The sequence below is a fragment of the Mesorhizobium sp. P5_C1 genome (genome assembly GCF_054049815.1).
This window is the reverse complement of the sequence record NZ_JBFULQ010000215.1, coordinates 1-8,945: the sequence shown is the minus strand read 5'-3', so window position 1 is coordinate 8,945 and position 8,945 is coordinate 1. Positions and strand designations below refer to the sequence as shown.

At 64.9% G+C, this 8,945-nt stretch carries 6 protein-coding genes and 1 pseudogene; 2 read left to right on the top strand and 5 right to left on the bottom strand.

Going from position 1 to position 8,945, the window contains the following annotated elements:
- Together ACXJ7R_RS17745 and ACXJ7R_RS17740 are read right to left on the bottom strand one after the other, a co-directional pair.
- Positions 1-462, bottom strand: a pseudogene (locus ACXJ7R_RS17745) (hypothetical protein); the annotation flags it as partial.
- Positions 463-529: 67 nt separating this feature from the next.
- A complete protein-coding gene (locus ACXJ7R_RS17740) occupies positions 530-1,588 on the bottom strand; it encodes a CapA family protein (protein ID WP_457152972.1) in 1,059 nt (352 codons plus the stop codon).
- Between the two features lie 152 nt (positions 1,589-1,740).
- On the opposite strand from ACXJ7R_RS17740, the gene ACXJ7R_RS17735 reads away from it, so the two are divergent.
- The gene (locus ACXJ7R_RS17735; protein ID WP_457152971.1) at positions 1,741-2,997 is read left to right on the top strand and encodes a hypothetical protein; all 1,257 of its coding nucleotides are present in this window, start codon (positions 1,741-1,743) and stop codon (positions 2,995-2,997) included.
- A 16-nt stretch (positions 2,998-3,013) separates the two neighbouring features.
- Here the strand turns inward: ACXJ7R_RS17735 and ACXJ7R_RS17730 are convergent, their stop codons facing one another.
- A complete protein-coding gene (locus tag ACXJ7R_RS17730) occupies positions 3,014-4,219 on the bottom strand; it encodes a TauD/TfdA family dioxygenase (RefSeq protein WP_457152970.1) in 1,206 nt (401 codons plus the stop codon).
- 101 nt (positions 4,220-4,320) lie between these two features.
- Between ACXJ7R_RS17730 and ACXJ7R_RS17725 the strand changes: the two genes are divergently transcribed.
- Complete coding sequence (locus ACXJ7R_RS17725) at positions 4,321-5,247, top strand: LysR substrate-binding domain-containing protein (RefSeq protein WP_457152969.1); 927 nt, start codon at positions 4,321-4,323, stop codon at positions 5,245-5,247.
- A 7-nt stretch (positions 5,248-5,254) separates the two neighbouring features.
- Here the strand turns inward: ACXJ7R_RS17725 and ACXJ7R_RS17720 are convergent, their stop codons facing one another.
- The gene (locus ACXJ7R_RS17720) at positions 5,255-6,187 is read right to left on the bottom strand and encodes a hypothetical protein (RefSeq protein WP_457152968.1); all 933 of its coding nucleotides are present in this window, start codon (positions 6,185-6,187) and stop codon (positions 5,255-5,257) included.
- Positions 6,187-8,889, bottom strand: a complete 2,703-nt coding sequence (locus ACXJ7R_RS17715) for a hypothetical protein (protein ID WP_457152967.1) — start codon at positions 8,887-8,889, stop codon at positions 6,187-6,189. The genes ACXJ7R_RS17720 and ACXJ7R_RS17715 overlap by 1 nt, the downstream gene beginning before the upstream one ends.
- Positions 8,890-8,945 lie beyond the last annotated feature (56 nt).

Sequence of the window (8,945 nt, the reverse complement as noted above, 5' to 3'; positions counted from 1 at the left end):
CGGAAACTCCTCGTAGCGCCCCGAAACGACATCGTCGAACGACTGCCGGTTGAAAGGCCCGACCGCCTCGCGCGGCAGCCGGTCGAAGGAGTTCKGCCTGCCTCCATGCTGGTAACGCATGTCCGCGATGAAGCCGAAGATGATCGGCAGCAGCGTCTCGCGGAACGATTGCTGCAGCCGCGTCGCCGGTTTCATGGCCTGGAAGTAGAGCAGGATCGAAGCCGCGAAGCCGATGACATAAAGAAACACATGCGGCGTCGAGAACCATTGCTCGTTGGGGTCGGCGACCTTGTTGAACAGCCAGGCGACCAGCACCACGAACACCAGCACCAGGCCGACGAACAGCGGCACCCGCCAGCGCACCTGCCGGACCGCCGAAGCCCTCGCCGCCTCATGGGTCTCGATGTCTTTCCGGATGCCGGCCGTGACCGCCTCGCTCGGCATGAAATCCGCTGTTTCCATCGCCATCCCCCCGCAAGCCTGCCGCTGCCGGCGCATGATAGTCGGTTTTGCCGAGGCCGCCAGACGGTTAGGCGGTGACCCCTTCCTCGCTTCTAGGGGAAGGGAAAATCGCCTCCAGCCGGCCCTTGACCTTGCCGCGCATCCGCCCCGTCAACCCTTCGACCGGCAGCAGCCGCTCATGATCACCGGCGCGCAGCCGCACAAAGGGATGCAACTGGTAAGACGCGATCGCGCCGCGCGTGCCGGCATCGGCACTGACATCGACGATGAACATTCCTCCAATGCGCCCCGGCCATGGCTGGCGGGCAAGGGCTGTGCCGAGGAAATCACCGAGCCCATAGGCGACAAGCGTCCGGTCGATGCGGTCCACCGGTTGTATGACATGGGCATGATGGCCGGCGATCAGCCCGACGCCCTGCCCGGCCAGCCGCCTGGCCAGCGCCTGCGTCTTGGCGCGCGGAAAATGCCGGAACTCCCAATCCCAGTGCGGCACCGCGCAGAGAAGATCGACGGCTTCGCGCGGCCAGTGCGCTGGATCGCTTTCCATCGACACGCGGCCGGCAAACAGGTCTTCATCGGCGTTGCGCCACAGCGTGAAGGCCGCGAAGCCGAATGTCAGCGGGCCGACGGTGACAGGCACTAACGCACCATTGGCTGCCAGGCCGATGCTGCGGATGCCGAGCCGCTTCAGCGCCGCCACCGTCGCGTCGAAACCGGCGACGCCCTGGTCGAGTACATGATTGTTGGCCAGTGACAGCACGAGCCTTTCGTGTGCGATGCCAACGGCCGCCAACGTCTCGACCAGAAAGCGCTCGCTCATCGCATGGTGCGTGCCGAGTCTTGTCCCCAGCACCGCACTTGGTCCGTCCACGATCGGGCTTTCGCAATTGCCGATCACCAGGTCGGCAGCGCCGAGCAACGCCTTGATCGCCGGATCGCAGTCCGGCGCGCCGCGGTTGGCCACCGCCGAGATGTCGCCGATGAAGGCGAGCCGCACCGCCCGCTTCGGCGGTGGTGTCATCATCGTCGCGGCCATCGGCGAGAACCCACTGGCATCACCGCCGAGCGAGGGCTTCAGAAAGCGCGGCAGCCACGACAGTTTGTAGGAAAGCGGATAGTTCGACACGCCCATGCCCAATCGTTTGCCCTGTGTAGACCGTCGGGCTCGAGGGTTGAAGCGCATCCGTCGACAATCGTGCGTCTGCGCCTCGGCGCTGAGAGGCGCGGCACTGCAAATGCGTGTATGTTCGCCGACGCGACCAACGCATGGGGGAAAAGATGACACGAACAGCAAGCCTGCTGGCATCCGCTTTCATTCTGCTGGTGCCCTTGTCGTCCGCGCGCGCCGCMATGCCCGAAGCGGCAACCGCCTTGTTCGAGGCCAAGACCGTGGCCGCGCGCGACACCGCCCTGTCGACGCTGGAGGCCGCCGCTCCAAAAGATCCGGCGTCAGCCTACGCGGCCGGCGCCGGCGAGTTCTTCACCGCGCTGGAGCTGCTGGCCAGCGGCCTGCACCGCCATGGTTTCGAAAGCCCGCAATCCTTCATGCTGCCATTGATGCGGCTGCCGGTGCCGGACAATCCCAACCCAGAGCCGCTGACCTATGAGCAGTTCCGCGCCATTCTGGTCGGCTTCCGCGACCGGCTGGAAAAATCCGCCGCAACGCTGGGCTCGGTCCCGGCCGATGCCGATATCGGCATGGTGCTTGATCTCACCCATGTCGGCATCGACCTCAACGAGGACGGCGCGATCACGCCGGATGAGAGCATGGCCGCAATCATGGCCTCGCTGTCGCGCGGCGGCAGCGCACCGGACGGAGCAGTACCCGCGCTCACCTTCCGCTTCGACCGCGCCGACGGCTATTGGCTGCAGGGCTATGCCGAATTCCTGATGGCGCAGGCCGATTTCTGGCTGGCGCATGATTTCAGGARCACCTTCGACGGCTCATTCCACATGCTGTTCCCGCGCGCCAAACTGCCGTTGCAGGACATTCTCGTGCCGCCGAGCAGCGACATGGGCAGCAGCATCTTCACGTCGGAATGGCGCATCGCCGATTTCATCTCGCTGGTGCATCTGGTCAACTGGCCGGTTGTCGAACCCGAGCGCCGGCAAGCGGCGCGTCGCCACCTGCTCGAAATGATCCGGCTGTCGCGCGAGGACTGGAAGGCGATCCGCGCCGAGACCGACAACGACCGCGAATGGCTGCCGGGACCGCAGCAGAAGGGTGAGAACCCGCTCACCGGCCTTGAAGTCGGCGAAGAACAGGTCGAGGCCTGGCTCGCCACCTTGACCATGGCCGAGGATCTCCTGGAAGGCCGCTTGCTGCTGCCGCATTTCCGCATCACCGGCAAGGGCATCAACATGAAGCGCTTCTTCGACGAGCCAAAACCCTTCGACCTGGTGCTGTCGATCACCGGCCCGGCCATCGCGCCCTATCTCGAAAGCGGCAAGATCCTGACCAGCGACGAATTCAACCAGATCCAGCGCCAGTTCGGCGGTAGCGGTTTTCTGACTTTTGCCCTGTGGTTCAACTAAGGGCAACGGCAGGACGCTAGAAAATCGCGCCCTGATAGAGCACCGTCTCGGCCTCTTCAGGCGTAAACCGGCGGGCCAGCGTGCGAAACGCGCTGTGCACGCCGTCGCGGTCGATGTTGCAGCTTCTGAGATGCCGCACCGCCAGCATCGGATCGAAGGCGCTGCGGCCATGCATGACACGCTGATTGTCGAAGACCAGCACCTCGCCCGGCTGCAGCTGGTGCTGGAACTGGTTTTGCGGATCGCAGATCAGCCGCGTCAGTTCGGCCAGCGCCTCGATCACGCCATCGATTTCATCCTCTGAGGCCGTCTGTGGCGCCAGGCAGCGGTCGTTGTAGCGGACGCCGGTGACGACCCCGGTTGCATCGAGGCTGATGACATGTGCCTCGGCACTGAAGAACACCTCGCCCGCATGCTCGCGATGAAAGGTGACGCCGTGCCGCGTCAACAGATCGAACAGTTCCGGCGTCTGCGTCCGCATCAGCGCGGCAACATGGAAGCCGTCAACCATCAGGGAGGTGCCGCCGCTGCCCGCACCGGTGCGGATGGCGTGGAAGAAGATGAAGCCCGGCGGCGCATAACGGAACGGCTCGTCCGTATGCGGGATCTGCGCCCGAGCCGTCTCTCCCGCCACCCGCGCATCCGGCCGCGAGATCAGGTCGAACACCTTGCCGTAGCTGGTCTCGCGGATCGGCCCGTAGCGGCCGGCGACCCGCGCCGTCGCTTCCGTTTCTGCGGGAACCCCGGTCAGCATCGCGATGCCGTGATCGCGTAACGCCCGCAGCGAATGGAACAGCATCTCGTCGTCCTCGACAACCGCGTCGAATGAAAAGCGGCCAAGCCGCGCGGTCAGGTCGCTGCTCCACAATTGCGGCTGGAACCGGGCCGGGCCTGAGCCAGCGCCGGCATGGTCTGCCAGGAATTCAGCTCCGAAGTGCGAGACATGGCCATCATCCCAGACGACACCCACCTCGCCCGCCGTGACATTGATTGAGCTGGCTCGAACGCTTGCGCCAATATCGGCCGGTGTCAGCCATCTCTTGCCGGAGACAGTGTCGCCACAGGCATCGCATTCGCAAGCCAGCCGCAGCCAGCGCGTCGAAAGCTTTCCAGTTCGGCCGTCCGCCAGGTCGACGACGACGCGCTGGCCTTCGGCACGCATGGCGCGGATCGGCGTGGTCGAAGTCGAATGCCTTGATGGGTGCTTTGGCGTGTCAAGCATTGCAGCGGTCCCTACGATTGAATTTCTTAAACGATCTTAGATCCCTGAAAACGGTGATTCAAACGAGTTCCCTTCGCCAACTTTTGAGTTAAACTCAATCCATGACACTCCGGGATCTTCCCCTATCCGCCTTGCGGGCGCTACTCGCCGCCGCCAGGGCTGGTAGCCTGACGCGCGCTGCCGAGGAGCTGGGCGTCACTCCAGGCGCCATCGGCCATCAGATCCGGCAGCTGGAGGAGCGGCTGGGCGTCAAACTGGTGCGGCGCGAAGGCAATGGCATCGTGCTGACCCGCGCCGCCGAGGCCGCCCTGCCCGACATCGACCGCGGTTTTGACGCGCTGGCTTCCGGCATGCGGCGGCTGCGCTTCGAACGACGGGCCGAGACCTTCACCATCTCAGCCGATCCGTCCTTCGCCTCGCTCTGGCTCGCGCCCCGCCTCAGCAGAGTGCGCGCGGCGCTGGGCAAGCTCGACGTGCGCATCGTTGCGTCCGTTGCGCTCGATACCATGCTGGAGGAAGGTGTCGACCTCGCCATCAGCTATCGCAAGGGCGCAACACCGGATCTCGCATCGCTCGACCTGTTCACCGAACGGGTGATCCCAGCCTGCGCGCCTGCATTGGTTCGCGGCCAAATCAGGTCGGATGTGGCCGAGGTGCTGGACAGCATGCCGCTGCTGCACATCGATCCGACGATGGGCGACRACGTCTACCCGGCCTGGCGCGACTGGTTCACTGCCGCCGGCCGGCAACGGAAAGACATCGACCAGGGCCCACGTTTTGGGCTAACGATCGTCGCGGCACAGGCGGCGATTGCCGGCATGGGAGCATTGCTGGCCAGCGAATTGGTGCTACGGCGTCATCTCGATCCCGGCCATCTCATCGAGATTGCAAGGGATGTGCCGGCGTTGATGATCAGGCGCCGCCTCGTCTGGCCACAGCATAGCCCGAAGGCGCGCCGCGCCGCAGCCGTCGCCGCCGAACTGGCAGCAATTGCCGATATCGGCATCGATGGCGCCCTGCCCGCGTGAGCCCGACTTAAAGCGCAAATCCGTGCAGCCGGCCGAGCAACCATTGCAATGGATTGGCGACGAAGGCGCGGGTGACGAAACTGTCGTGGGCGGCGTCAGAGGCAAGCAAGGCGACGGTACCGGCTTCGAGGCGGCGCGGCGGATCCGAACTGGCGTCGATGCCCTGGCCCGCCAGCAACTGTCTGATTTGCACATTGCCGGAGGCGGAAGATTTTCCATAGGCGCTGACGAAGAAGCTCTTCCTGTGGCGCGCGGCCCAGTTGGCGAAAATGTCGGCCTCGTCGAACACGGCGTCGAGCAGGATGACGCCGAGCAGGCGGCCGTCTATGTCGCCATTCCCTAGGACGAAGGCGGCGGGATTGTAGCCGCCGCTATAGGCGACGAGCACCACCGGCATAGCGTCGAATTTAGCCGCCTTGGCGCCGGTCAACTTGCCCAGGCCTTGCGCTGCCTCGGCCATGAACATCGCGAAGTGACCGGGCGTCCAGAGATTGCCGGCGCTCGAGTCTTGCGCGTTGCTGGCGAATTGCGGCGCCACCAGCACGGCGTTGAGGCCGGACGCTTCGACCTGCGCGACAACCCGCTGGCGGCCGACGACATCGCGCTGCAAGGTGGCGCCATTGCCATGGAAGAACACCACGATGACCGCCGGCCTGGCCGGATCGAACCCTCGTGGCGCCGCCAGCAGCGTGCTGCGGTCGGAATAGGTCTCGTCTTCCCAGTAGATGCCACCACGCGGCGAGGTGTGGCCGCGCCGGCCGTTTGATGTCACGTCGAGAAAAGGCCCGGATCCATCGGGCAGCTTTCCCCGATAGGGAAAGGGTGATGTCTTGAACGGCACGATGGCCGACAAGGCCTTGCGCAAGCGCGCGCCCTCGCCCGCTACCGGGAACGCCGCCGCGGCCAGCAGTCCTGCGACGATGGCGCGCCGGTCGGGCATCAGGCCGTCACCAGCCGGATGGCTGGTGCCTTCGACGGCAACAGCACGGCAAAGAAGGCCGGGATGGCGACGAGATAGGCGATCGCCGCCCATTGCAGCACGGCGCTGAGGCCGAAGCTGGTAGCGACGATCGGCACGGCGGCCGAGCCAATCACCGAAAAGCAGCCGTTGATGCCCCAGGCCCAGACGAACAGATGCTCCTTGCCCAGCCGCGCCAGCCAGGTCATGGCGGTTGCCATCGGCATGCCCATCAGGAAGGCCGGCGGCGACACCAGAAGGAAGCAGAGCAGCAGCCGGACGGCATAAGGATAGGCGCCGATCCAGTCGAGGACCGGCGACAGAGTGAAGCCGTAAGCCAGCAGCAGCAGGCAGATCGCGAGCAGCAGGACAGGCAACAGTGTCCGGGCGCGGTTGAAGATGCGCTCGGCAAACAGGCTGCCGAGACCGGAAAACACCAGCATCGATGAGATCAGCACCGAGGCCGACACGGTCGGATTGGCGAGCGCCACGGTGAAGCGGCTGATCAGCCCGACCTCGACCATGATGTAGCCGAGGCCGAGGCAAGCGAAGTAAAGGATGGTGCCTAGCTTGCCACGCGAGCGCGAGAACACGATGYGCCAGCCGAAGATGACTGGCAGCAGCACCAGCGACGCCGCCGTGATGCAGGCGATGCCGAGCGTCGCCCAGATCAGCAGATAGCCCCAGTCGTCCTGGAACAGGTCGAGCCGGTCCAGTGTCAGCGGCAGGTCGGCGACCTTTACATAAGCGGCGAAGTAGGGCTGGTCGTTGCTCAGCGGACGCACGTCGAACACATAATCGCTGGCAAGCTTCGCCCAGCCGCCCGTCAAAAGCGCGTGCCAGGTCATGCGCTGCAGCGCGGTGGCCGGCAGCACGTCGGGGCCGGCATCGCCGCCAGCATCGGCGCAGGCATCGAGGGTCGGATCGGCCGGCGCGGTCGGGTCGCAGGCTGCGTTGGGAGCGGTCGGGTCGGCCGGCGCCGTCGCATCGGCGGCGGGTTGGGTCAGCGTCGCATCCTGTCCGCTGCCAAAGATCGAGGCGCGATAGTCGTCGAGGATTTTCTGCGCCGTCGAGCCGTCATAAGGCATGCCGGGGTAGTAGACCTCTTCCCACGACATCGACTTGGTGTAGTCGCGCAGCGTCTTGATTTCCGCCGCGCTGAAACCGCCACGCTTGAACAGCACCGTGGTTGTCGAGAGATAGCTCGACACGGCGAAGATATCGTTGGCCGMACCTTGGCGGTCGAACGTCCGGGCCGCCTCGGCGATGGTRGAATAGAGCTTCAGCACCGATTTCGGCGGCTCTTCCTTGTTCCACAGGGTCACCGACAGCACGCCGCCGTCGGCCAGCGCATGCATGTAGCTCAGCATTGCCTCGTGCGTGTAGGCGTATTTCTCCGAGATGGCGAAACCGCCCGGATTGGACAGGCCGACACTGTCGGCTAGGCTGAGATCGATGACGTCGTAGCGCTCGCCGGTGTTGGCGAGAAACAGACGCCCGTCATAGTCGATCACCTTGATGCGCGGCTCGGCCAGGATGTCGCCTGTGACATCCTTCAGCACCGGGTCGCGGAACGCCCGCAATGTCATCGGGTTGCTCTCGGCGACGGTCACCGAGGTCGATCCGGCGTTGAGCGCGGCCTGGGTGGAGATGCCGCCACCGAACTGCACGACGAACGTCCTGGGCTTCGCCTTGATGACATAGGGATAGTGCATCGGCAGATAGCGGAAATAGACCTGCTCGGCCGGCGCCAGATTGCGCATGATGCCTTCCGGCCCGTCACCGTCGCGATACATGCCGACATAGGTGTTGGCCGGAACTTCCGGCATGCCGAAGGCGGCATTGTCGCTCAGGCCCGGCGCGAAATGCATGTAGGAACTGGCATAGACCTGCAGGTCGCCGAACGGCGAGACGCTGCGGTAGATGCGCTTGCCGTCCGGAAAGTTGCGGGCATAGGCGACGCCCTTGTATTGCGACACCGCGATGTCGGGTATGACGAGCAGGCCGGGCAGCATCAGGTAGCCGGCGATCGACAGCGCCGCGACAACCGCGCCGGCGACAACACGCTTCCAGGCGCCGAAGGCGAAGAACCACAGCAGCGAACCGGCGGCCCACAACAGCAGCGGCACGACGATGATGGTTTCAGGCGAAAACAGATACATCGACACCAGCACGACGAGGCCGGCGAGCCCGGAGCCGGTGAGGTCGGCGAAATAGACGCGACTGAAGGCGGTGCGGCTTTTCAGGAAGACGATGCCGAGGAAGAACGCGCCGGCCAGGAACGGCAGGAGATAGAGCAGGAAATTGGCCAGCAGCCGCCATTTCTGCTCGGGATCGGAGACCAGGAAGATGGCGTTGAACGGCACCGTCTGGGCAGCGAGGTTGGAGGCGACGACAAGCGGGCCGACCAGCAGCAGCGCCGCCGTGGCGGCCCCTTGCCAGTGCCTGTCGAACCAGTCCTTGCCGGCGAAGATCACGACGCTGGACAGCGAGAAGCCAAGCATGGCGAGGCTGACCACCAGGGAACCGAAATGCGACCAGCTGCCGACGGCGAACACCCGCATGACCGATATCTGCAGCGCGATGATGGCGCCGGCAATCAGGCCGATTGCGAGGTAATGCGCGAGACCAGGCGCCTCCAGTGAGGCGATGCTTGGTCGGGAGATCGGTGCGACGGCTGCCATGCGGGCCTTTTTATCTGGCGGTTCAGCAAGGCCTTACCAAACGGCCGGCTCAGCTG